The sequence below is a fragment of the Acinetobacter sp. Brlt_5 genome, from assembly GCF_051949055.1.
Lineage (GTDB): Bacteria > Pseudomonadota > Gammaproteobacteria > Pseudomonadales > Moraxellaceae > Acinetobacter > Acinetobacter indicus.
The window spans coordinates 85,309-108,868 of record NZ_JAYJLP010000005.1; the positions used below are offsets into that span (position 1 = coordinate 85,309).

Here is a 23,560-nt window from a genome sequence, read left to right on the forward strand (position 1 = left end):
CCACATCACATAAAATCATTACAGATAATGATACAAATGAGATAAAACAAGAAACTTAACAGCGCAATAACAAGAAAGCCTCTGATTTTTATCAGAGGCTTTTTTCTTTTCGCAGCAGGATCGCTGAATGCTTAGCTTTGCGGCGGAATTTGGCCAAACTTACCAGAATGAAAGTCCTCAAAGGCCTGAATAATTTCCTGTTTGCTGTTCATCACAAAAGGACCATGGCCTTGAATTGGCTCATTTAATGGCTCACCGGTCAGAATTAAAAACTGTGTTTCCTGCTGCGCCTGCAACTGAATGGTCGGCTCGGCATCGCGGGCAAACATCACGATAGAACTGTCCTGCACCTGTTGATTGCCATTCACCAGCAGCAGGACATTGTGAGTCACCAGGACATGCACAAAGGTTTGTGCATCTTTGTGCAAGTTGCCATCCCAGACATTGACCGGGCTAAAGGTCTGTGCCGGCCCGGTGTGACCTAAATAGTTCCCGGCAATCACCCGGAGGTGCCCGGCGGCATCGTCCAGTTCAATTCGGGGAATATCGGCAGCGGCAATGGCCTGATAACGCGGTGCGGTCATTTTGTCTTTGGCTGGCAAATTGACCCAGAGCTGGACCATTTCAAACAGTCCACCGGCTTCGGCAAAATCGGCAGAATGAAACTCTTCATGCACCACGCCGGCACCGGCTGTCATCCACTGCACATCACCCGTCTGAATGGTGCCCCCGCCACCGGCCGAATCTTGATGGGTGACGGCACCCTGATAGGCCAGAGTCACAGTTTCAAAGCCACGATGCGGATGTGAACCCACACCACGCTGCGCTTTCGTCGCCTCAAACGGATAAGGCGCAGCATAGTCGAGCATTAAAAACGGGCTGATGGCCTGACCTAAACGGTCATAAGCAAACAGGTTCTGTACCGGAAAACCATCACCGACCCAGTGCATGTTTTTATTTCGATATAAACCAATTATTTTTTTCATACTGTCCTGCGCCTGCAAGGAGAATTGATCGTTTCATGTTAAGCCTTTGTAGTGCGGCCAGCTAGCGCAAATCTGGCATACTGCATTGCAAGAATAGAATCATCCGGGCGTATCCGGATTCTGCTGGTTTCTGTTTCAACAGACAAAAAAATCCAGAACCGGAGTTCTGGATTTTCATCAGAAGATGAATACAACTGGATTAGATTTTACCGACCAGGTCGATTGACGGTGCTAGGGTTGCTTCACCTTCTTTCCATTTTGCCGGGCAAACTTCACCTGGGTGTGCATGGACATATTGCGCTGCTTTGACTTTACGTAGCAGTTCCTGGGCATCACGGCCGATACCGCCAGCGTTAATTTCAACAATCTGGATGGTACCTTCCGGATCAATCACGAAAGTACCACGGTCAGCCAGACCTTCAGCCTCAATTAACACTTCAAAGTTTTTTGCCAGAGTCCAGGTTGGATCGCCAATCAGCGGATACTGGATTTTACCAATCACGTCTGAAGTATCGTGCCAGGCTTTATGGGTGAAGTGGGTATCAGTGGATACGCCATAAATTTCAACGCCCATTTTCTGGAATTCAGCATAATGATCAGCCAGATCGCCTAATTCGGTTGGACAGACAAAGGTAAAGTCTGCAGGATAGAAAAATACCACCGACCATTTACCCATCATGTCCTGCTCAGACACTTCAATGAATTGACCATTCTGGTAAGCAGTAGCGTTAAAGGCTTTCACTTGGGTATTGATTAAACTCATTTTGTATTCCTCAGTGCGTTGTGGGGATTGCTTATCTTGTGAAGCTAGAATACAAAACTGATGCAAATCGGTAAAACAGTACTTTTTTATAAAAATAATCGGAAATACAGATTTAAATATTCTATCTCCATTGAAGTTTTTATCGTTTTCCTCAATTGATCTATCCTACTTTTCACACAGGCAATAAAAAACCCTTTGCCAAAACAAAGGGTTTTTATCAATTTCTGCTTAAGATGATGACCTTAGAACGGTAAGTCATCATCCAAATCTGCCGGTGCAGGCGTTGCAGCAGGAGCTGGTTTCGGTTGCTGATAACCGCCCTGGTTGCCATAGCCACCACCAGCATTATTGTTGTTAAAACCACCTTGAGCTTGCGGCGCATAGCCACCCTGGTTGTTATTACTATAACCACCGCCCTGGTTATTGTTAAAACGTGGCTGGCTAAAACCATTATCGCCCTGCTCACCTTGCTGACGACCAGAGTCCAGCATCTGCATTTGCTCGCCACGAATTTCTGTGGTGTAGCGTTCCTGACCATTCTGATCGGTCCACTGACGGGTACGCAATGAACCTTCAATATAGACTTTTGAACCTTTGCGTAAGTATTGCTGCGCGATTTCACCTAAACGGTTATGCAGCACAATACGGTGCCATTCGGTTTGCTCTTTACGCTCACCGGTGGTTTTATCGGTCCACGCATCACTGGTGGCAATGGAAAATTGAGTAAGCGAGCCACCATTCGGGAAAGTTTTTGTTTCTGGATCTCGACCTAAAGTACCAACTAAAATGACCTTATTTACACCACGCATCAGCTGTATTCTTCCTATTTGTTTCTATTATTTACTTTATAAGAGTTATGCTTAAATGGCTACCTCTTTACCCAACAAGTGCGTTAATTGTTGTCGCGCAGTATCATCAATTTGCTGTTTATCGACTTTTATATAGGCAACTTGCTGTTCAGACATCACCACGACTTCTTCAATACCATGAATGGCCAAAAGTTGAGAAGTCCACTCATCCGTTTGTTTGGCCTCAGGCAGGCGAAATACCATCGACGACAGATAACGCGGCTGGGCCAGACCAAAACTCATCAGCAGCCAAATTATAGCAACTGCGGTCAGAATACTCCAACCCATCGCCGTGTTATTCAGCAGTAACAGTTGCCCGCCAATCATGCCGCCAAAGAAGGCGCCAAGGAACTGGCTGCTGGCATTGACGCCCATTGCAGTGGCTTTGGATTGAATCGGTGCCGCCTTCGATAACCAGGACGGTAACAGCGCTTCCATCACGTTAAAGGCAATAAAAAACAGGCCCAGTCCAATCAGCAGGATATATTTAGATTCAAAACCAAAAATCATCACGATCAGGCCAAGAATAATCCCGCCAATCGCGGTCAGGAAAATACCGCGCATTTTGCGATATTTTTCCGCCAGAATAATACTGGGGAAGGCAAAAAACAGACTCAGCACCAGCAGCGGCAAATACACCCAGCCATGACTGGACAATGGCAGACCGGCATATTCAATCAGCTGCGGCGGTGCATAAATAAACATCGCCGTTAGCAGTAAATGCAGGGTAAACACTGACAGATGCAAGCGGTTTAAATCGCCCATTTTTAGCACCTGTTTGAGCTGCGGCAAATAGCCCTGCTGGAAATTACGATGATGGCGCGTGACTTTAGGCACCAGCAGCAACATGGCAATGGCCGCCAGTCCCATAATGGTGGTCACCCAGAACAGCCCGGAAATACCAACCAGTCCGGTCAGCCACGGCCCGGCACTAAAGGCAATCACGAAGGATAAACCAATACTCATGCCCATCATGGCCATGGCTTTGGTGCGCTGTTCTTCCCGGGTGACATCGGCCAGTAAAGCCATCACCACGGCAGAGACTGCGCCGCCACCGGCAATGGCCCGGCCAATGATGACCCCGTAAATGGTCTCTGACATTGCAGCAATGGCACCGCCTAAAGCAAACAGTAACAGTCCAAGCACCACCAGCGGTTTACGGCTATAGCGGTCGGCAATCAGGCTAAATGGAATCTGTAAAATGGCCTGGGTCAGACCATACACCCCAACCGCCAGACCAATTAAGGTCGGAGTTGCATATTGATAGGATTGCCCTGCCACCGAGAAAACCGGAATAATCATGAACAGACCCAACATGCGTAAGGCAAAAATACTGCTTAAGGCAAAAGTTGAACGGCGTTCTAAGGCATTCATCATATCAATAGGCTAAGTGCAACAATTTTGTATGCGAATATCCTACATCATTCATGCTGCAGATGCTGCGATATTCAGCACAATATTCTGCATCTGAACTGCCAGTCATAAAAAAAGGTGCAATTGTTTGCACCTTCTTCAGATCAAACTGCAACTTAGTGCAGTGCCTGACGTTTTTTATATTGAATTGAGGCAAATACCGCCCAGACAATAAAGGCCACACCAATCAGGCCGGTGACCACTTCCGGGACATGTAAACCGGTTCCGCTGGCAATCATGATAAAGGCCAGTGCACCAATCGCATAATGCGCACCATGTTCCAGGTAAATATAGGCATCCAGGGTGCCTTTTTCTACCAGATAAATGGTCATCGAACGCACGAAAATCGCACCAATCGCCAGACCGAGCATGATAATCACCACGTCTGAAGTAATCGCGAAAGCACCAATCACACCGTCAAAACTGAACGAGGCATCCAGCACTTCCAGATACAAGAAGCCACCAATACCGGCTTTGACCACACCGGTCGGCACGCCATTTTCATCATGACGAATCGCATTGCCGTTTTCATCGACTTCAGGTTCGCCACCCAGTAAATGACTCAATACCTGTACGCCAATATAGATCACGATGCCCCAGATGCCGGCCATGGTCACCACCAGACGTTTATCTTCGACCACATTGGCCGCCATGATCAGCAAGGCCACCAGTGCAATAAAGACCGACATGGCCGGTACACTGGCCAGATTGGATAAACGGCGCTCAATCCAGCGGAACCAGTGGGTGTCTTTTTCATCATCGAGGAAGAAGTTCAGGAACACCATTAACAGGAAGGCACCACCAAATGCTGCAATTTCAGGATGATGTGCCATTAATTTGGCCGAATATTCTTTCGGATTATTCAGTGCCAGCTGCACCACTTCCATCATGCCCATATCGGCTGTGACGGCAACAATCACCACCGGGAAAATTAAACGCATACCGAATACGGCAATCAGAATCCCGACCGTCAGGAACAGCATTTTCCAGAAATGGTCCCAACCGCGCAGGACTGATGCGTTAACAACCGCGTTATCAAACGATAACGACACTTCCATAATGGCGAGAATGGCCGTAATGGTCAGTGCTGTGAACATGGTTTTCAGGCCTGCTTCCGGGCCGTGGGTATAGCCCCAATAAGCAGACAAACCGAGACACACGATCGTAAATGCAATAGAGAAACCAAAATGTTTCATCATGACAAATCGACCTATGACATTATTAGATAAAGAAATTCGGTAAATATTAAACTTGAATTACACCGAATGCGCCGCGTGCATCCTGCTGAAGACATGCAGGACCTCGGCGATAGAGATATGGCCGCTATTATGACGCTTTTTCATGACGATGCCAAAACACTTCGTATGCTTTTTTGTTGATTCTGATACAAATCAAAGCGGCTCATCTTTGCAGCGCAAGTATGCTAGTCTTTGGGCATTGATCTTGATGCTTTACAGGAACCGGACATGCGTTTTTCTGAACAATTGTGGCAACAGAATTTAGAACTGTATCAAAACACCCTGGCCCTACCCTTTAACCAGGAACTGGCGCGAGGCAGCCTAAGTCGTGAGGCCTTTAGCCACTATGTGATTCAGGATGCGCATTATTTACTGGCCTATGGCCGCGCGCTGGCGGTGTGTGCTGCCAAAGCCTTTGATGCCGATGATGTGATCCAGTTTGCCGAAGCCGCCAAGGTAGCGATTGTGGTGGAACGTTCGCTACATAACGGCTTTATGCAGGATTTTGGCATTAGCAAAGAGCAATTTGAGCAGACACCGTTGACGCTGGCATGTCATCACTATACTTCTTATCTGACTTCGACCGCCTGGTCAGAAAGCTACCCGGTGGTGCTAGCCTCGTTGCTGCCATGTTTTTGGATTTATGCCGAAGTCGGTAAAGATATTGTCGGTAACTCGGTCGCCAACAACCCATATCAGGCTTGGGTCGATACCTATGCCGGCGAAGAATTCCATACCGCAGTGCGCAATGTGATTGCCACGGTTGACCGCGTGGCCGAGCGCTGTGATGAAGACACACTGGCGAAAATGCGTCAGGCCTATACCCGTGCTGCTGAACTGGAATGGCTGTTCTGGGACAGTGCCTATGCACAGCGTAACTGGCCGGGACTGGACAGCAGCAACTAATCTTTGATTACTCGCCCTGGTGCAAGATCAGCAGACTTGCACAAGGGCCGACAGCTCTCTTTCATTCTTGTGCGCTTTGATCCCTACATTCTTTATCCTGACAATTTTTTATCCTTGTCGTTTTCAGATCTTGGCCTTTATTTGCAATCAACCGACATAATTTGACGTAGAAATACCTTAAGCCTGCACTTGAACATTTTTCATGCGCTATCATATAGAGGTTTTAAATGAATTTTCTAGGATCATTGCATGAGCCAAAGTCATATCCGTATTCGAGGCGCACGTACCCATAACCTGAAGAATGTGAACCTTGATATTCCACGCGACAAGTTTGTGGTGATTACGGGACTTTCCGGTTCAGGTAAATCTTCCCTGGCTTTCGATACCCTGTATGCCGAAGGACAGCGCCGTTATGTCGAATCGCTCTCGGCCTATGCGCGCCAGTTCCTGTCACAAATGGAAAAACCGGAAGTCGACTCGATTGAAGGCTTAAGTCCGGCCATTGCCATTGAGCAGAAATCGACCAGCCACAACCCGCGTTCTACCGTCGGCACCATTACCGAAATTTATGACTATTTACGTCTGCTCTATGCACGCGTGGGTACGCCCTACTGTCCGGAACATGACCTGCCGATGGTGGCGCAGACCGTGTCTGAAATGGTCGATGTAGTCAAAGGTCTGGAAGAAGGCACCGCCCTATTACTATTGGCACCGGTGGTGCGTGAACGTAAAGGCGAATATACCCATCTGTTTGAACAGCTGCAAAGCCAGGGGTTTGTCCGTGCCCGGGTAGATGGCGAAATTATGGAGATTGATCCGCCGCCAGAACTGGACAAAAAGAAAAAACACAGCATTGAAGTGGTGGTCGACCGCTTTAAAGTCCGGGATGATTTGGGCAACCGTATTGCCGAAAGTTTTGAAACCGCTTTACGTTTAGGTGGAGATATTGCGATTTTATCGTGGATGAAAGGCGAACATCCGGACCGGGTATTCTCGGCCAAACACTCCTGCCCGGAATGTGACCGTGCCGTGGCCGAACTGGAACCGCGCCTATTCTCGTTTAACAACCCGTTTGGTGCCTGTCCGGTCTGTGATGGTCTGGGCACACGCAGCCATTTTAGTGCCGACAAACTCATTCCCAATCCGGAACTTTCTTTAAGCCAGGGTGCAATTCGTGGCTGGGACCGTCAGCGTCCTTATTATTATGGCATGCTGCAAAAAGTTGCCGATCATTATGATTTTTCGCTGGATACGCCCTGGAATGAACTGGACAAAGACACCCAGAAAAAATTCCTCTACGGCAGTGGCCGGGAAAAAATTGACCTGAGCTATGTCGATGAACGTGGTCGTCGTCACAACCGGGTACAGCCGTTTGAAGGAATTTTGCCACATCTGGAACGCCGCTATCGTGAAACGGAAAGTAATTATGTCCGCGATGACCTGGCGCAGTATCTCTCCAATGCCGCCTGTGATGCCTGTGATGGTTCACGTCTGAATGAAATTTCGCGTCATGTGCGAGTCAAAGACAAAACCATCAGCCAGATTACCAAAATGTCGATTGGTGACGCCGAGCATTACTATCAGAACCTAAATCTGGAAGGTGCCAAAGGCGAAATTGCCGACAAGATTTTTAAGGAAATCCGTGAACGTCTGCACTTTCTGGTCTCAGTCGGCCTGAACTATTTGAGTCTGTCACGCTCTGCCGAAACGCTCTCGGGTGGTGAGGCCCAACGCATCCGTCTGGCGTCGCAGATTGGTGCCGGTTTAATGGGCGTGATGTATGTGCTGGATGAACCGTCTATTGGTCTGCATCAGCGTGATAATGACCGCCTGCTGGAAACCCTGATTCGCCTGCGTGATCTGGGCAATACCGTACTGGTGGTCGAACATGATGAAGATGCGATTCGTGCCGCAGACCATATTATTGATATTGGGCCGGGCGCCGGCGTGCATGGCGGGAATGTGATTGCTGAAGGTACCTATCAGGAACTGGCAGCCAATGCCAATTCCCTGACCGGTCAATACCTGTCGGGCAAGCTCAAGATTGAAGTGCCGAAACAGCGCACCCAGCCACCGAAACCAGATGAGCAGATCAAGCTGATGGGCGCCTGCGGCCATAACCTGAAAAATGTCGATCTGACCCTGCCTTTAGGCGTGATGACCTGTGTTACCGGGGTATCCGGTTCGGGTAAATCGACCCTGATTAACCGTACCCTGCTGCCATTGGCCGCAACCCAGCTGAATGGCGCCACCACGCTCAGCGCGGAAAAGTTTGACACCATTGAAGGACTGCAATTCCTGGATAAAGTGGTGGATATTGACCAGAGTCCGATTGGCCGCACCCCGCGTTCCAATCCGGCCACCTATACCGGTCTGTTTACCCCAATTCGTGAACTGTTTGCCCAGACGCCTGAAGCCAAAGGCCGCGGTTATGCGGCGGGCCGTTTCTCCTTTAACGTCAAAGGCGGACGCTGCGAGGCCTGTGAAGGTGATGGCATGATTAAAGTCGCCATGCACTTCCTGCCGGATATGTATGTCCCCTGTGATGCCTGCCATGGCAAACGCTATAACCGCGAAACCCTGGAAGTGCATTACAAAGGCAAAAATATTTCCGATGTGCTGGAAATGACGGTCGAAGATGCCATGCATTTCTTTGATGCCATTCCGGTGATTCACCGCCGTCTGGAAACCTTGAATCAAGTCGGTTTAGGTTATATCCGTCTGGGTCAGTCAGCCACCACCTTATCTGGTGGTGAAGCGCAGCGGGTCAAACTGGCACGCGAACTGGCAAAACGGGATACCGGTAAAACCCTGTACGTGCTGGATGAACCAACCACCGGTCTGCATTTCCATGACATTGCCAAACTACTGGACATCCTGCATGAGCTGCGCAACAAGGGAAATACCATTGTGGTGATTGAACACAATCTGGATGTGATTAAAACCGCAGACTGGATTGTGGATTTAGGCCCGGAAGGCGGTGCCGGCGGCGGGATGATTATTGCCGAAGGTACCCCGGAAGAGGTGGTGAAAGTGAAAGCCTCCCATACCGGAAAATTCCTGAAACCGATGTTAAAATAAAATGAAAGGGCTCTGAGGAGCCCTTTTCTTTGTTATTAGATTCACCTGAAAAATATCAAGATATATATTTAAAATATTTTTCTATTTTAATTTACGGTTTAGAGCATACTTTCCACCCTATTCCGCCCCTTCTCTTTGGCCTTAAATAAGGAGTGATCTGCCCGGCCAAACAGTTCCATCCAGCTGCCTGCATCTGCGGCGACCCCGGCACTGACAGAAATATTTAACGGCGTGTCCAGTCCCGGCAGGGTCAGAACATTCTGGCTAATTTCCTGACGTAATTTCTCGGCAATACTCAAGGCCCCGTCCAGATCAATCTGCTCAATCAGAATCAGGAATTCATCGCCCCCATAACGCACAATCAGATCAGATGAACGCACACTGTGTTTTAACACTTCGGCAATTCCCTGAATCACCCGATCTCCGACAATATGCCCATACTGATCATTGACCTCTTTAAAGTCATCAATATCAATAATAATTAAACCGGTTTGATGGAGCTTGTCCGGATTCTGGTTCAGATATTGAATATATTCTTCCAGCGCCAGACGATTGGAAACTCCGGTCAGGGTATCGGTATTGGCCATATTGCGTAGCTGGAATTCCAGCAAATCCCGTTCAGCCAAACGTGCCTGCAACTGCTTGAGCGCAGCAAATAAAGAGGTGGGTGAGGAATCTGGAGCTGTGGCCGTCTGCGGCTGGGCTTCAGATAACTCTAAAATCAGATCCCGCGCTTCAATTAAAGGTTTAAATACCTTAAAACGCGCATAGACCATGGTAAACAGCGCCGCCAGCAAGGAAATAATCGACACCGACAGCGTCAGGATAAACTGCTGCCAGGCAGCATGACGCTCCTGCTGAGCCAGCCAGACACTATAATCCAGCAGATATTTCTGCAGATTCACCACTGTCGTAAATTTATCGACAATCTTCAGAGTCAATTCAGTTCCGCTTAATGAATACGGGCGCGCATGCAGACTTTCTTCAATCAGCTGGCTGACAATGGGAACCCCCTGATCCAGATATTTTTGTTTAACCTGTTGATGCAGTCCCAGATATTCAGGCGTTTTGTGCTGTTCAGGCTGAATCGAGTTGACCAGATCCCATAAATAATAAGACTGTCGCTGGCTCTGTAAGGAATAGGCCAGGTTCTGTTCAGAAATCGGTTCTTTAAAAGTCACTGCCGCCATAATCGTCGAGGCCAGACGTCCGGCCTGATCACGTAAATCGGCCAGTACCAGAATCAGACTATAGGACTCCGACAGCATGGTCTTTTTGCCTTCCGACTGCATCATGACATGCTTCAGCACCTCATAGACTTCATCCCAGGCATGAAACATAGCCTGAATGGCCTGATCCAGCTGTGCTGAACTGCGCTGGGCATAGGGTTGTGCTGCATAGGCATCCACCGCAGCACGTCCTTTTGCCAAAGCCGGTGTTAAATCGGTGGTCAAGGCATTGGCCTGTGCAGCAAAACCGGCGCTGTTTAACAGTTGCATGGTATGTTCAATCTGCAGATCGACCCGCTCTCGAAACAGGGTCAGCTCTTTCAGGTTGGCACTGAGTTCATCTGGAGTACTGGACATGACCTTATTGGCGGGGCCACGTTCGCGTGAAATCTCGTTAGCCAGATCGGCCACATGACGTAAGACTGAAATTTCGGTCAGCACCACATCGGACTGCTGATAAGAGCGATAACTCTTCAGTGTCACTGGAACCGAAATAAACAGAATCGACAGGATGATAATGAGCATAGAAATAAACAGACGCTGCTTAGTATTCTCTGAATGCAAGCGATGGGACATGTTTATAACCTCACTACCATGAGCATGAACTGAACGTATTGAATCAACAAGCGCAGATCAACGACCTGAAGCGGATGACCACACTGCTGAGGAAAAAATAACAGGACAGCGGTAGCGTTCATTCAACTATAAGTCGAATAAATCAGCAAGATAACTAAAAAATTGTGACAAGGCTAACAAATTTATTGATTAAGTTGAATAAAAACCGACGAAAATAGAGTAAGTTTCTATTTTTTTTGAAGGGCAACCGAGATTGCATTCTCTTAAAAATTAAATATAAGCCAATGATTTATATAATAAAAATAAGGTTTTAAAAATTGTATAAAAAATTAAAGAAAACATTTTACAGCTGCATCAAATAAGTGCATAATGCACCGCATTGGGGCGACTTTAGATATTCCTCAGCAGAATTTTAAATTTTCCCGCAAATTTTGGCTAAAAAATCCCGGTTTTCGTTGAAAACCGGGATTTTTTTATGGTCATATATTCAATAGCGCTTTTTAATTCAAGAAATATTGCACCAACACAGTGCACAATAAATTTATACTTAAGCGGTTTTTAATCCTGACTACAGGGTTCAGGCATAAAAAAAACCCAGCCTTGGGGAAAGCTGGGCATATAAAAAGTAAAACTTTGTGGAGAATCTCAGTGCAGTTCCTCTAACCTCTAGTCCTGCATCAAGAAAAATCATGACCGAAATCACAATTTCGATAAAGCTAACCAAACGGTATAACTTTACCTAGCCATTATGATACTTATCACACTTTTTGTAAAGCCTATTAAAATAGTCTGCTTTTAGTTTAACCAGTATTAATAGTCAGCGAATTTAGACCTATAAAAACCAGAAAACGTAGAAAAAAAGTAAAGCGTTATCAATTTCAGCTACATAATCTTGGTCTTAAGTTTCATTTTTTAAGCCTTATGCGCTGCTTTTCACATTTTTATTAGATTGCTTTTATAGATAATTTATATTGAATCAATTCATATTAACTATAAATAAAAGTGAGGCAGCAAACACTTTTCTTTCGCAAATGAGATTTAGCCGCTTGTTCTTTATACACTTTTTAGGTTGACAACAGATTTATCAATTGACTACTTTTTCGCCTATACGCATTTTAGAGCAATTACTCAACCAAATAATCTCCTTTGTCTTCATTGACTTAATAAATTGTTACAATACAATGCCTATTGTTTAATCCATTTTTAACAAAACTGGTAACTATCATGAAAAAACTCGGTTTAGCCACAGCTTTATTATTAGCCATGACCGGTGCTCAAGCGTACCAATTTGAAGTTCAAGGTCAATCAGAATTCCTAGATACAACTGAAAACGATCAAAACTTTACTGGTGCAGTTCAAGGTACTTACTACTTCAAAAATGTTGATTCAACTAAAGGTCCTTTAGCTGAAGCTGCATTTTTAAACCAAGCATCTAACTTTTCTTTAGCTTACCAATATGGTCAATACGATGCGCCACGTGAAGGTGGTCGTTCAGATGTAGAATCTCATGTTTACGGTGCTAAAGCTGAAGCTTACATTCCGACAAAATTCGTTCCAGCCTATGCAAGCGCTTCTTATAGCCACACGCACAACGATGGCAAAAATGAATTTACTGCTGATGACAATGGCGACCGCTATGCATTAGAAGTGGGTGCATTGCTAGCACCAAACTTTCTGGTTGCTGTAGGTTATACCAGCATTGCTGACACAATGGCTGTTGATGCCTTCGGTACACTTGCAAATGGTGCAGTTAAAGCCGTTGGTGAAGCATTAACAATCAATGAAGATCAAGATGCTATTACTGCACGTACTAAATACGTGGGTGCAATTGATGGTACAAACATGGCAATCGGTTTTGAAACTGGCCTTGTTTACGGTGAAAGCACAGCGTACAACCTGAAAACTGATCTTTACTTAACGCCTGCTCTTAGCGTAGGTGCTTCTTATGCTGAAACTAGCGGTGATTTCCTAATTGATTCAGCTTGGGGTGCAAACGTAAACTACTTCATCACTCCAGCAGTTGCAGTTGGCGCAAGCTATGTAAATGCTAACGCTGAAAATGCAGCAGTAGATACTCAAACTGTTGGCTTAAATGCTAAATTCCGTTTCTAATCTGATTTAGAAACTGATGTAAAAAAGACGCTCTATGAGCGTCTTTTTTTGTTTGAAAGAAATGATTATTCCGGACTACGTACAATACTCAGGAAATATAAATGCCGTTCATATTGATCCAGGATATCCTGTAGTAAATCTTCCTGGGTCCAGTCCATTACATCGTAGTTCTGCCCGCCCTCTCTTAAAAATACCTCAGCCTGATAAAACGGCGCATCGGCCGTAACTTCTGGCATAAAGCTCGGCGGCACAGTTTCACGGGACACCACCTGATAAATAAAGTTAATCTCATGCTGATGATCGACCTTTAAACGCAGGCCATCTTCTAGTGAATCAATCGACACAGTCAGATGCCGCTTCTGGAATTCCTTTTGAATATTCTCAAAAGCCTGCTGTACCTGAATCTGAATATACTGTTCTACCTCAGCCTGGCTATGCGGATAATGCATGATCAGCCCCAGACGCTGTTGCCAGCTGCGTGGATTATGAATGGCGCGCGGCGTAATCCGCGCTTCCTGCAAGGCATTCATTTTGGTGACATCTAGCCGTAGGGCTTTGAGCAGGCCCCAGCACATCAGCAGCAGAATGAGGGTAAATGGCAAGGCACTCATAATGGTGGCCGACTGGAGCGCACTCAGGCCACCGGCCAATAGCAGGATAATCGCCAGCACCGCCATCAACACGGTCCAGAACAGCCGTTGCCAGACCGGAGAATGTTCTGTTTTTGCAGTGAGAAAATCTGTGACCAGCGCACCCGAATCTGCCGAAGTAACAAAAAACAGCATCACCAGCAGGGTCGCCAGCAGACTCATGATGGAAGCAAAAGGCAGATTACTTAAAAACTCAAACAGGGCCACCGAGGAATCCTGCTGTACCGCGGTCATCAGTTGCAGGTTCGCCTCATGCAAAATGCTATTCAGCGCGGCATTGCCCATAAAACCCATCCAGACCAAAGTAAAACCGGTTGGAATCAGCATTACTCCCACAATAAATTCACGGATACTGCGTCCTTTGGACACCCGGGCAATAAACAGTCCCACAAATGGCGACCAGGAAATCCACCAGGCCCAGTACATGATGGTCCAGCCCCCAATCCAGCCACTCGGTTGATAGGCATATAAATTGAAGGTCATATGAAACAGATTCGAGGCATACTGACCAATATTCTGAATGGTGGTTTGTAGTAAATAGATACTCGGCCCCGTTATAAATACAAATAACAGCAGCACCACCGCCAGCACCAGATTCAGCTCTGACAGCCGTTTAATACCTTTGTCCAAGCCAAAAAACACCGATAAAGACGCCATGCTGCTGACCACAATAATCAGGATCATCTGGGTACTGGCGCTTTGCTCAATCCCGAATAAATAATTCAGCCCCGAATTGATCTGAGTCACACCAAAACCTAAAGTGGTGGCAATTCCGAAGACAGTGCCGAGCGTGGCAAAGGTATCAATCCCATCTCCGAGCGGGCCGTAAATTTTTGAGCCAATCAGCGGATACAGGGCCGAACGGACTTTTAGCGGCAGATTGTGCCGGTAAGCAAAATAAGCCAGTGCCAGCCCGACCAGCGCATAAATGGCCCAGGCATGAATGCCCCAGTGGAAAAAAGAAATGCGCATCGCCTGCTGCGCTGCCTGGATGGTGGCCGGCTCACCGACCGGTGGTGAAACATAGTGCATCACCGGTTCAGCCACGCCAAAGAACATCAGGCCAATGCCCATCCCGGCGGTAAACAACATTGCAAACCAGGAACCCTGATGATATTCCGGCTGGCTATGGTCCGGACCAAGCTTGATTTTACCCATATCGGACAGTGCTATATAAATCAGCAGAATCAGAAACACCGCCACCGACAATACATAGAACCAGCTAAAAGAATCGGTAATCCACTGGTTCATGCGCTGGGTCAGCAGTTCAAAACTATTGGGCGCCAGCAACACCACCGCCAGAAAAATCGCAATAACCGCGACCGTACTGATAAATACATTCGGATTGATATTGCCCCACCAGGGCAATTTTTCGGAAGGCATAACTCCCCCATTTTATTTTTAAAGATGATAGACAGACGCTTCAGGTCCGGGCAGCATTCACCGCAAAGGTGAACAAAAGATGAGTGTCGTGAGCTTAAACTCGCGCACAGCTTAGTCCGATTACAACCAAAACACTATTGAGGAGCTGTAACAGCAGCATAGCTAGCCAATGATTAATCTTTATTTCTGGGCAAATGACGAATGTATTGCAAGGCAATCAGCCGGGAAACAATTAAGGCCAGATACATCACTCCGCAAAACATTTGCAGCATGGCAATCACCCGTACCGCCGGACCAATCGGCATCAGGTCAGACAGGCCGGTGGCAGACTGCAGACTGAAACTCAGAAACAGTAGATCCAGCCAGCTTTGCAAATCTGGTTGGGTCGGATGATAAAAACTGGAAGGATCGAGAATCTGGCAAATGTTATAAACAAAGGCAAACGCCCAGGCAATTAAGGTGAATACCGCGCCGGCGGCAAACAGTTCATCGCGGGTTAGATAACGGTCTTCAAACATATAACGCAGCAAGCCATAGGCCGCACTTAAATAGGCCGCGGCTTCAAAGGCATGACTAATCACCAGCACGGTCGGGTTGTTAACCCCCAGCACAATCAGCAGAGAAAAGAACAAGGCGCCCGTGACAAAGCTCAGCCCTAAAAAAGTAAACATCGGGGTCTGACGAATGACTTTGGCAATTAACAGCAATACCACCACGCCCAGCATCCAGATCAGCACGCGATAGGTGGCATGATGACTGAGCAGCGACAACACGAGAATAAAAAACTGCATTAACAGCAGCCAGGCCGAAGGCAACAGCCGGAATCCTTTCCATAAATCAATGAATGCTTGCATGGGCACATCCTGGGTATCTTGGTGTAATGCGGACATCACTTTCTTTTTTGTTCTGATTACCATAGCATGCTTAAAAGCGCAGACAGATCACTCCTTTGTATGAAAATTACAGAAAAAGTACGTCAAGAAATCACCCAGATTGAATTCCGGGATGATCTTTCTCAGGATAAAAAAATTGCCAAAATCACCCATCTGGCCTGTGCCACCTGTGCCGGTGTCGCCATTCAGCCCCTGCCTTTTGCCGATATTCTGATTCTGACACCCTTACAAGGCTACTTTGCCAGCCGGATTGCTGCCATTCACGGTATTAAACTGACCGACAATGAAGCGCTGGACTGGGTCAAGGAACTGATCGGGCTGGTGGGTTTGGGCATCGCCGCGCAGCAGATTGCACTGGGGGTCTGGAAAACCGTGACCTTTGGCTTTGGCGGCCTGCTGACCATTCCACTGGTCTACGGCCTGACTTTTGCGATTATGAAAGTGGCTGATCTGTATTTTTCCCATAAAGCCCGTAATGAAAAACTCAGTGAGGAACGCATTAAAGCGGTATGGAAACAGGCGTTCCAGCAAGGTAAAAAACAGGGACAGACTCAGGCAGAGCAGCTGCAACAGCCAGAGGATTAAGCCATGACCCGATCGTCCTCTCCGATTCACTATCTCCGTAAAAATTTTGATGCGCTGGCCATCACCACCGTATTGGCCAAACTGGCCTGGAACGCGCGCACGCCGCAACTGACTGAAGCGGATCAGGCGGTACTGGCTGCATTAAGACGCAGCCATGCTGAACTGGCAAACGCCCCTCTGGAAGATATTCAGGCTTATTTACAGGGTTTTGATGAGCAGCAGATTGTCGGGCTGGTATCGACGGTTAAAGGCATGTTGCATGATATGGAGTTTGTACGGCTGGACCATGAAGATGGCGACAGTCTATATGCCGCGTATCTGGACCAGCACGACCATACCGATTTTGATGTGCTTCTGGCCGATCAGCACAGCGGCGAAAGCTGGCAACTGCAACTAAAAGCCATCGAAGGTACTGGCACCGGCAAAGACTGGATTGCTGCCCCTCCTGAAGAAATGTTGCTTGCCACTGAAGAAATCGCGGCACAGTTGGGTCTGGAAAGTTCTGGTCTCAGCACCAAAGAGCTGACCCAGAGCGTGGAAGATGCGATTGATGTAATTGTTACCGCCAAAGACCCGAATGATGAACACTTCTGGGACTACTTTCCGGCCATCTCCGTGGCCAGTGTTTCACTGGCGATTTATGAACTGTTCCGGCACTATCAGCAGCAGGAAATCAGCTGGTCAGAATTTAAATGGATGGCGGCCAAAGTATCTGGCATCAAGGTCAGTAAAATTGCCTTTATTGGTCTGCTGTTGGGTCTACCGGTGGTCGGTCAGGTCACGGGTGCCTACCTGGTCGCCAAGCTGTTACTGAATGCCAAAGCCACCTGGTTTGAAAAAGAATCAGCGCTATATCGCAAACTACAGGCCTACTGGGCCAGCAAGCAAAAACCGCAGCCATAAAAAAGCCCCTTGCGGGGCTTTTTTTAGGCATATCTGCTCATCTTAGTGATCAGATGCACCTGAGATACCAATACCGGTTTGTGAGCGGACAAACTGTGCATCGAATGCTTTACGTTCCGCTTGTGCTTGCGCAGAGTTATCGGTAATCGAGAACAACCAGCAGCAGAAGAATGACAATGGCATTGCGAAGATTGCAGGACCGTTAAATGGCACCACTGGTGTATCAGAAATTGCCAGCGTATCGACCCAAACAGCTTTCGACAATACGATCAGCACGACAGCAGACACTAGACCTGCAACACCACCAATTACCGCACCACGTGTGGTTAAACCTTTCCAGAACATCGACAGAACCAGTACCGGGAAGTTCGCACATGCCGCTACCGAGAATGCCAGACCCACCATGAAGGCAACGTTTTGTTTCTCGAACAGAATACCCAGAATCATCGCGAAGATCGCTAAACCTAAAGTTGCGATTTTAGACATGCGCAGTTCAGATTCAGGTGTAGTTTGACCTTTCTTGAATACGTTGGCATACAAGTCGTGAGAGATTGCTGAAGCACCTGACAGGGTCAGACCGGCAACCACCGCAAGAATTGTGGCGAATGCTACTGCTGAAATGAAGCCCATGAACAGGTCACCGCCAACCGCATCAGCCAAGTGCACCGCAGCCATGTTGTTACCACCAACAAGTTCTAACTTGCCAGTAACTGCCATTTTCGCAACATCAAGGAATTGTGGGTTGTTTGATACATAAAGGATCGCACCAAAACCAATGATGAAGGTTAACAGGTAGAAGTAACCAATAAAGCCGGTTGCAACCACAACAGATTTACGTGCTTCTTTGGCATCTTTTACCGTGAAGAAACGCATCAGGATGTGTGGCAGACCTGCAGTACCGAACATTAATGCCAGACCCAGTGAGATCGCATCAATCGGGTTAGATGCCAGGCTACCTGGACCCATGATATTGGCTGCATCAGCCAGGCTCAGGTCATGTACCTTCGAGAACACCTGAATTGATTGTTCAAACATATTGGTGAAGCTGAAGCCCACGCCTTTCATTACCATGAAGGCCATGAAGGTTGCACCAGACAGTAACAGTACCGCTTTAATGATCTGTACCCAGGTCGTTGCCAGCATGCCGCCGAACATAACGTAAGCCATCATCAATAAGCCAACCAGCACAACTGCAATGTTATAGTTCAGACCGAACAGCAGTTTGATCAGCTGACCTGCACCCACCATCTGTGCAATCAGATAGAACGCGACGACGACTAGCGAGCTGAATGCCGCCAGGGTACGTACCGGTTTTTCTGATAAACGGAAGGAAACTACGTCAGACAGGTTGTATTTACCCAGGTTACGTAAACGTTCTGCAATCAGGAACAATACGATTGGCCAGCCCACCATGAAGCCCAGTGAATACAGCAAGCCGTCGAAGCCTGACATAAACACCATGGCGGAAATACCCAGGAAAGACGCAGCCGACATATAGTCACCGGCAATGGCCAGACCGTTTTGGAAACCTGAAATACCACCACCGGCAGTATAGAAGTCTTTGGTATTGGTGGTTTGTTTCGCCGCCCATTTGGTAATGAACAGGGTCGCACCCACAAAGATCAGGAACATGATAATTGCAGGCCAGTTGGTGGCTTGTTGTTCTGCTGCGCCCAGATCAGGTGCGGCAAAAGCCATACCTGACATCATCAACGCTGAAGCTGCAGCAGCTTGCGCCTTCAATGAAGTCCATTTCATCTTAGTCTTGTCCTTTTTGTTGTGCAATTGCTTCTACTTCACGCATTGCTTCTTCATTCAGTTGATCCAGCTTGTTATTCGCAATATAGGAATACACTGCACACAAAATGAAAGATAACACGATGATGCCCAGACCCAGTGGAATACCCCAGGTCGTCACGCCACCAGAAATGGAAGATAATAGAAACTCTTTGTTATAGCCAACTAACAACATGAAGCCGACATAAACGATTAACATGATTGCGGTGAGCGTCCAGCTAAGATTACGCTTTTTTGCAACCATTTCTTTGAATTTTGGATTGTGTAGAATTCGATCTACTTGAGCCTCATCCATAGTTTTACTCCTTGAAACGCCCAGCCTTAGGCGTAATTTTTAATTTGAATTATATTCATGATGAAAACTAACAAGTTTGTAGGGTGCTTGTAATTTAGACTTTGGTCGTTAAATTTTGAGCAATTCAAACTGATGCGTTCACGAATAGAGTATTATAACGCGAGATAAATACACCGCGGGTATTATGAACAGCTGGCTGATTATCGGGGTGTTAGCCCTTTATATTGCATTACTTTTTATTTGTGCATTTTTTGGTGAAAAACATGCGAGCCGCCTCAGTACGCGCGGTCGTATGCTGCTGTTCAGTCTGACCTTGGGCGTCTACTGTTCATCCTGGACCTTTTATGGGGCCACCGGTGCAGCGGTACGCGAAGGCATCATCTTCCTGCCGATCTATTTAGGGCCGCTGTTGTTCGTGGCGGTTGGCTATGACATCTGGCGCCGTTTGGGACGGGTCCGGCAGCATCATGCCATTTCTTCGATTGCCGACTTCGTGGCAGCGCGATATGGCAAAAGTGGTGCCCTGGCCTCGCTGGTGACCATTCTGGCAGTCATTGCGATTATTCCCTATCTGGCCCTGCAGTTACGCGCAATTGCCTTAAGTGCTGCCGTAATTCTGGATCAGACCACTCATGTCGAAAGTACCACCAATGGTGTACTGTTTTTAACCGCGCTGCTGGCAATTCTGGCGATGCTGTTTGGCACCCGGCAAATTGCCAACACCGAACAGCACGGCGGTTTAATGCTGGCGGTGGCGTTTGAATCTTTCGTCAAGCTGTTTGCCCTGCTCTGTGTGGCCGGTTTCTTTGTCTTTGAATCGGCCGATAACCTGAAGCAGATCAGCAATGATGTGGCCCAGACCTTCCATGAAGTGCAGCTGTTGGGCGTACCGGAAACTTTCTGGGTGCAAACCCTGCTGGCCGCACTGGCGATTATCTGCTTGCCACGCCAGTTCCACGTGGCGGTGGTCGAATTACGCGATGAAAAACATATTCGCGGGGCACGGCGCTGGTTTGCCGTTTATCTGATTTTAACCACCATCGCGATTATTCCAATTGCCAGCTGGGCCTTACATGCAGCGCCGCAATATCTGATGATTCCGGATGTCGCCGTGCTGTCCTTACCGCTCAGCTACAATCAGGAATGGCTGACCTTACTGGCCTTCCTGGGTGGTTTTTCGGCTTCAACCGGGATGTTGCTGGTATCTTCAGTGGCGCTGTCGATCATGCTCAGTAATGACCTGATCATGCCGGCGCTGTGGCGCTCGGGCCTGATTTCACGTCATGACAAACGGCTACCACTGGTGCTGAAATTCACCCGCCGCATCTGTATTCTGGCAGTGATGCTGCTTGGCTTCCTGTTCTTCCATTTCTTTAATGATATTGACCAGCTTTCGGTCTTCGGTTTACTGGCCTTTAGTGCGGTAGCGCAGTTCTCCCCTGCCCTGATTGGCGGGCTGTACTGGCGCGGCGGCAGTAAACAGGGTGTTTATGCCGGCCTGATTGTCGGTTTTATCATGTGGGCCTATACCCTGCTCTGGCCAACAGTTTTACGCAGTCTGCCAGAGCAGTTCTCAGCGATTACCCAGTACTATTTAACCGTCGGTCCATTTGGCATTAATGGCTTACGTCCGGAAGCGCTGTTAGGTTTTGAATCATTTGCGCCGCTGACACATGGTGTGGTCTGGTCACTTGGTCTGAACCTATTGCTGTATGTCTGGGTATCGCGCATGTTCCGCCCGAGTGTGGCTGAACAGATTCAGGCTGAAAGTTTCTTCTACTATGAAACCAAGCCGCTGCCATCGCACACCACCAGCAATGAAGTCAGCTATTCGCATCAGGATGTGGCGCGTTTAAAAGTCGGTGACCTGATTACGCTGGCCAAACGCATTACCGGCGATGAGCCAACCATGCAGGCCTTCCGGCAGTTCAGTGAACAGAATAATGTGGTGCTGAATGAAAACAGCAATGCCAACGGCATGTGGTGGCGTTTTACCGAACAGTATCTGGCCGGCACCATTGGCGCGGCATCGGCACGGACCCTGCTCACCACGGCGATGGTCAACAATGGTCTGGCACTGGGTCAGGTCGCCAATATTCTTGACCAGGCCTCCCAATGGCAACGCTTTAACCAGAATCTGATCATGACCATGATCGACCACATGACGCAAGGGGTAAGCGTGGTCGATGAAAACATGTGTTTGGTGGCCTGGAACAATCAATATCTAAAACTGTTTGATTATCCAAAAGATATTGTCTATGTCGGCTGTCCAATTGCCGACCTGATCCGCTATAACGCCGAACGCGGCGAATGTGGCCCGGGCTCGGTGGAAGAACACGTGCGTAAACGGATTCACTGGATGAAAGTCGGCAGTGCGCATGAGTTTGAACGTATCCGTAAAGATGGCCGCGTAATTCAAATGCGCGGTAATCCGATTGAAGGCGGCGGCTTCGTGACCACCTTTGCCGATATTACCGCCTTCCGTGAAAATGAAGCGGTCCTTGAAGCACGCGTGCAGGACCGTACCCAGCAATTGGCCGATGCCCTGGCCGAACAGCAGCTGGCGCGCGAACAGGCCGATAAAGCCAATATGTCCAAGAGCCGCTTTATTGCCGCGGCCAGTCATGACCTATTACAGCCGATGCACGCAGCCCGTCTGTTCAGTACCGCGCTGGAGCAAAGCATCCAGTCAGATGATGACCGTAAAACCTTGCAGCAGCTGGATCGTGCGCTGCATGGGGCTGAAAGTATGCTGTCTGCGCTGCTGGATATTGCCCGTTTAGAAGGCGGCACCATTCAGCCAAAACGTCAGCTTTATCCACTGCATGACCTGCTCAGTGATCTGGAACTGCAATTTAAATCCATTGCTGCACAGCGTGGCATCCAGTTTGCCGTGCATGATGCCCAGTTCTGGATTGACACCGATCCGCAATGGATTCGCCGGATTATCCAAAACTTTGTCAGCAATGCACTGCGTTATACCGCCAAAGGCAAAGTCGTGGTCGGGGTATTACGTTCTGCACAGCGTCCGCAGCATATCCGCATCGGGGTCTGGGATACCGGTCCCGGCATTGCCGAAGAACAGCGCATTAAACTGTTCCAGGAATTTGAACGTTGCGGCCATACCTCGCCGTGGGGTGAACAGGGTCTGGGCCTCGGTCTGGCCATTGTGCAGCGTATGACCAGCCTGCTGGATTATCCGGTCTATGTCTATTCCACTCTCGGACAGGGCTCCTGCTTCATGATTGAAGTACCGGTGGTGGATGCACCTAAAGCCGTGGCTGCACCGGTTCAGGCCGTACCGCTGAAAACCAAGGCCTATAAGATTCTGTGTCTGGATAATGATGAAACCATTTTAGAAGGCATGGCGACCTTATTGGGCAAATGGGGCTATCAGGTCTTTAAAGCCACCGAACCGGAACAGGCCCTGGAGATTATCCAGCAGGAAAATATTCAGGTCTGGCTGGTCGATCAGCATTTAAATAACAATAAAGTCGGTCTGGACTTTATTCTGGCCAACCGTCAGGAAAATGTACCAGTGGCATTAATTACCGCCGATTCGGATCCGGAATTACCGCAGCGTCTAAAAGAGCTGAATATCGTGTTGCTGAAAAAACCGCTGAAACCGGCCTCCTTGCGAGCCTGGTTATCCGGTCTGAAAATTTCAGCTTAGGCTGACATATTTTGAAACCTCTTTGCGGCTTCGGCAACAAAGAGGTTTTGTATTTTGGGCCTGAAAATGGCGATTTATTGCAGCCCGCTAGGCAAAACTGCTCAAAACAGGCGCTATCTGCCTGCCAGCCATTGGCAGAAAATTCCATTGAATTATTTACTATGGCAAAGGCTACCAAAAATCTCAGTGTACAGCTGTATACCTGGTTACAAAATTTTAATCTTATGAT

At 47.9% G+C, this 23,560-nt stretch carries 16 protein-coding genes; 6 read left to right on the top strand and 10 right to left on the bottom strand.

Annotated features, from left to right (window positions below):
* Positions 1–131: 131 nt before the first annotated feature.
* The 5 genes from VF685_RS05220 to VF685_RS05240 form a co-directional block, all read right to left on the bottom strand.
* Complete coding sequence (locus VF685_RS05220; RefSeq protein WP_253097545.1) at positions 132–986, bottom strand: pirin family protein; 855 nt, start codon at positions 984–986, stop codon at positions 132–134.
* A gap of 199 nt (positions 987–1,185) precedes the next feature.
* Positions 1,186–1,749, bottom strand: coding sequence for an alkyl hydroperoxide reductase subunit C (ahpC, locus tag VF685_RS05225; protein WP_016658414.1), 564 nt, complete (start codon positions 1,747–1,749; stop codon positions 1,186–1,188).
* A gap of 242 nt (positions 1,750–1,991) precedes the next feature.
* Complete coding sequence (gene ssb, locus VF685_RS05230) at positions 1,992–2,558, bottom strand: single-stranded DNA-binding protein (RefSeq protein ID WP_005180729.1); 567 nt, start codon at positions 2,556–2,558, stop codon at positions 1,992–1,994.
* Positions 2,559–2,609: 51 nt separating this feature from the next.
* On the bottom strand, positions 2,610–3,974 hold the full coding sequence (locus VF685_RS05235; protein WP_075167305.1) for an MFS transporter: 1,365 nt from the start codon (positions 3,972–3,974) through the stop codon (positions 2,610–2,612).
* 152 nt (positions 3,975–4,126) lie between these two features.
* The gene (locus VF685_RS05240) at positions 4,127–5,209 is read right to left on the bottom strand and encodes a DUF475 domain-containing protein (RefSeq protein WP_005180731.1); all 1,083 of its coding nucleotides are present in this window, start codon (positions 5,207–5,209) and stop codon (positions 4,127–4,129) included.
* 267 nt (positions 5,210–5,476) lie between these two features.
* Between VF685_RS05240 and tenA the strand changes: the two genes are divergently transcribed.
* Entirely contained in the window at positions 5,477–6,154 is a 678-nt protein-coding gene (gene tenA, locus VF685_RS05245; protein WP_163140963.1) for a thiaminase II, read from the top strand.
* Positions 6,155–6,403: 249 nt separating this feature from the next.
* Entirely contained in the window at positions 6,404–9,235 is a 2,832-nt protein-coding gene (gene uvrA / locus VF685_RS05250; RefSeq protein ID WP_005180735.1) for an excinuclease ABC subunit UvrA, read from the top strand.
* Positions 9,236–9,333: 98 nt separating this feature from the next.
* On the opposite strand, the gene VF685_RS05255 is transcribed toward uvrA, so the two are convergent.
* The gene (locus VF685_RS05255; RefSeq protein WP_127799430.1) at positions 9,334–11,040 is read right to left on the bottom strand and encodes a GGDEF domain-containing protein; all 1,707 of its coding nucleotides are present in this window, start codon (positions 11,038–11,040) and stop codon (positions 9,334–9,336) included.
* A gap of 1,221 nt (positions 11,041–12,261) precedes the next feature.
* On the opposite strand from VF685_RS05255, the gene omp33-36 reads away from it, so the two are divergent.
* Positions 12,262–13,152, top strand: a complete 891-nt coding sequence (gene omp33-36, locus VF685_RS05260) for a porin Omp33-36 (RefSeq protein ID WP_255209518.1) — start codon at positions 12,262–12,264, stop codon at positions 13,150–13,152.
* Between the two features lie 65 nt (positions 13,153–13,217).
* Here omp33-36 and VF685_RS05265 read toward each other — a convergent pair whose 3' ends face one another.
* Together VF685_RS05265 and VF685_RS05270 are read right to left on the bottom strand one after the other, a co-directional pair.
* Positions 13,218–15,185, bottom strand: a complete 1,968-nt coding sequence (locus tag VF685_RS05265) for a BCCT family transporter (protein ID WP_171431569.1) — start codon at positions 15,183–15,185, stop codon at positions 13,218–13,220.
* Positions 15,186–15,358: 173 nt separating this feature from the next.
* Positions 15,359–16,039: an ion channel gene (locus VF685_RS05270; RefSeq protein WP_005180739.1), complete on the bottom strand. Its 681-nt coding sequence runs from the start codon at positions 16,037–16,039 to the stop codon at positions 15,359–15,361.
* 99 nt (positions 16,040–16,138) lie between these two features.
* Here VF685_RS05270 and VF685_RS05275 point away from each other — a divergent pair, with 99 nt between their 5' ends.
* Complete coding sequence (locus VF685_RS05275) at positions 16,139–16,663, top strand: hypothetical protein (protein WP_286384673.1); 525 nt, start codon at positions 16,139–16,141, stop codon at positions 16,661–16,663.
* Between the two features lie 3 nt (positions 16,664–16,666).
* A complete protein-coding gene (locus VF685_RS05280; RefSeq protein WP_286384674.1) occupies positions 16,667–17,566 on the top strand; it encodes a hypothetical protein in 900 nt (299 codons plus the stop codon).
* Positions 17,567–17,608: 42 nt separating this feature from the next.
* Here VF685_RS05280 and VF685_RS05285 read toward each other — a convergent pair whose 3' ends face one another.
* Both VF685_RS05285 and VF685_RS05290 read right to left on the bottom strand, forming a co-directional pair.
* Entirely contained in the window at positions 17,609–19,324 is a 1,716-nt protein-coding gene (locus VF685_RS05285) for a cation acetate symporter (protein ID WP_163140950.1), read from the bottom strand.
* Position 19,325: 1 nt separating this feature from the next.
* On the bottom strand, positions 19,326–19,658 hold the full coding sequence (locus VF685_RS05290; protein ID WP_005180745.1) for a DUF485 domain-containing protein: 333 nt from the start codon (positions 19,656–19,658) through the stop codon (positions 19,326–19,328).
* 184 nt (positions 19,659–19,842) lie between these two features.
* Here VF685_RS05290 and VF685_RS05295 point away from each other — a divergent pair, with 184 nt between their 5' ends.
* Positions 19,843–23,331, top strand: coding sequence for a hybrid sensor histidine kinase/response regulator (locus VF685_RS05295; RefSeq protein ID WP_127801063.1), 3,489 nt, complete (start codon positions 19,843–19,845; stop codon positions 23,329–23,331).
* Positions 23,332–23,560: the final 229 nt, after the last annotated feature.

What these genes read in the sequence shown, in the direction of transcription:
- VF685_RS05220 (WP_253097545.1), bottom strand. Translation starts at nt 986, where the DNA reads ATGAAAAAAATAATTGGTTTATATCGAAATAAAAACATGCACTGGGTC.
- ahpC (WP_016658414.1), bottom strand. Translation starts at nt 1,749, where the DNA reads ATGAGTTTAATCAATACCCAAGTGAAAGCCTTTAACGCTACTGCTTAC.
- ssb (WP_005180729.1), bottom strand. Translation starts at nt 2,558, where the DNA reads ATGCGTGGTGTAAATAAGGTCATTTTAGTTGGTACTTTAGGTCGAGAT.
- VF685_RS05235 (WP_075167305.1), bottom strand. Translation starts at nt 3,974, where the DNA reads ATGATGAATGCCTTAGAACGCCGTTCAACTTTTGCCTTAAGCAGTATT.
- VF685_RS05240 (WP_005180731.1), bottom strand. Translation starts at nt 5,209, where the DNA reads ATGATGAAACATTTTGGTTTCTCTATTGCATTTACGATCGTGTGTCTC.
- tenA (WP_163140963.1), top strand. Translation starts at nt 5,477, where the DNA reads ATGCGTTTTTCTGAACAATTGTGGCAACAGAATTTAGAACTGTATCAA.
- uvrA (WP_005180735.1), top strand. Translation starts at nt 6,404, where the DNA reads ATGAGCCAAAGTCATATCCGTATTCGAGGCGCACGTACCCATAACCTG.
- VF685_RS05255 (WP_127799430.1), bottom strand. Translation starts at nt 11,040, where the DNA reads ATGTCCCATCGCTTGCATTCAGAGAATACTAAGCAGCGTCTGTTTATT.
- VF685_RS05265 (WP_171431569.1), bottom strand. Translation starts at nt 15,185, where the DNA reads ATGCCTTCCGAAAAATTGCCCTGGTGGGGCAATATCAATCCGAATGTA.
- VF685_RS05270 (WP_005180739.1), bottom strand. Translation starts at nt 16,039, where the DNA reads ATGCAAGCATTCATTGATTTATGGAAAGGATTCCGGCTGTTGCCTTCG.
- VF685_RS05275 (WP_286384673.1), top strand. Translation starts at nt 16,139, where the DNA reads ATGAAAATTACAGAAAAAGTACGTCAAGAAATCACCCAGATTGAATTC.
- VF685_RS05280 (WP_286384674.1), top strand. Translation starts at nt 16,667, where the DNA reads ATGACCCGATCGTCCTCTCCGATTCACTATCTCCGTAAAAATTTTGAT.
- VF685_RS05285 (WP_163140950.1), bottom strand. Translation starts at nt 19,324, where the DNA reads ATGAAATGGACTTCATTGAAGGCGCAAGCTGCTGCAGCTTCAGCGTTG.
- VF685_RS05290 (WP_005180745.1), bottom strand. Translation starts at nt 19,658, where the DNA reads ATGGATGAGGCTCAAGTAGATCGAATTCTACACAATCCAAAATTCAAA.
- VF685_RS05295 (WP_127801063.1), top strand. Translation starts at nt 19,843, where the DNA reads ATGAACAGCTGGCTGATTATCGGGGTGTTAGCCCTTTATATTGCATTA.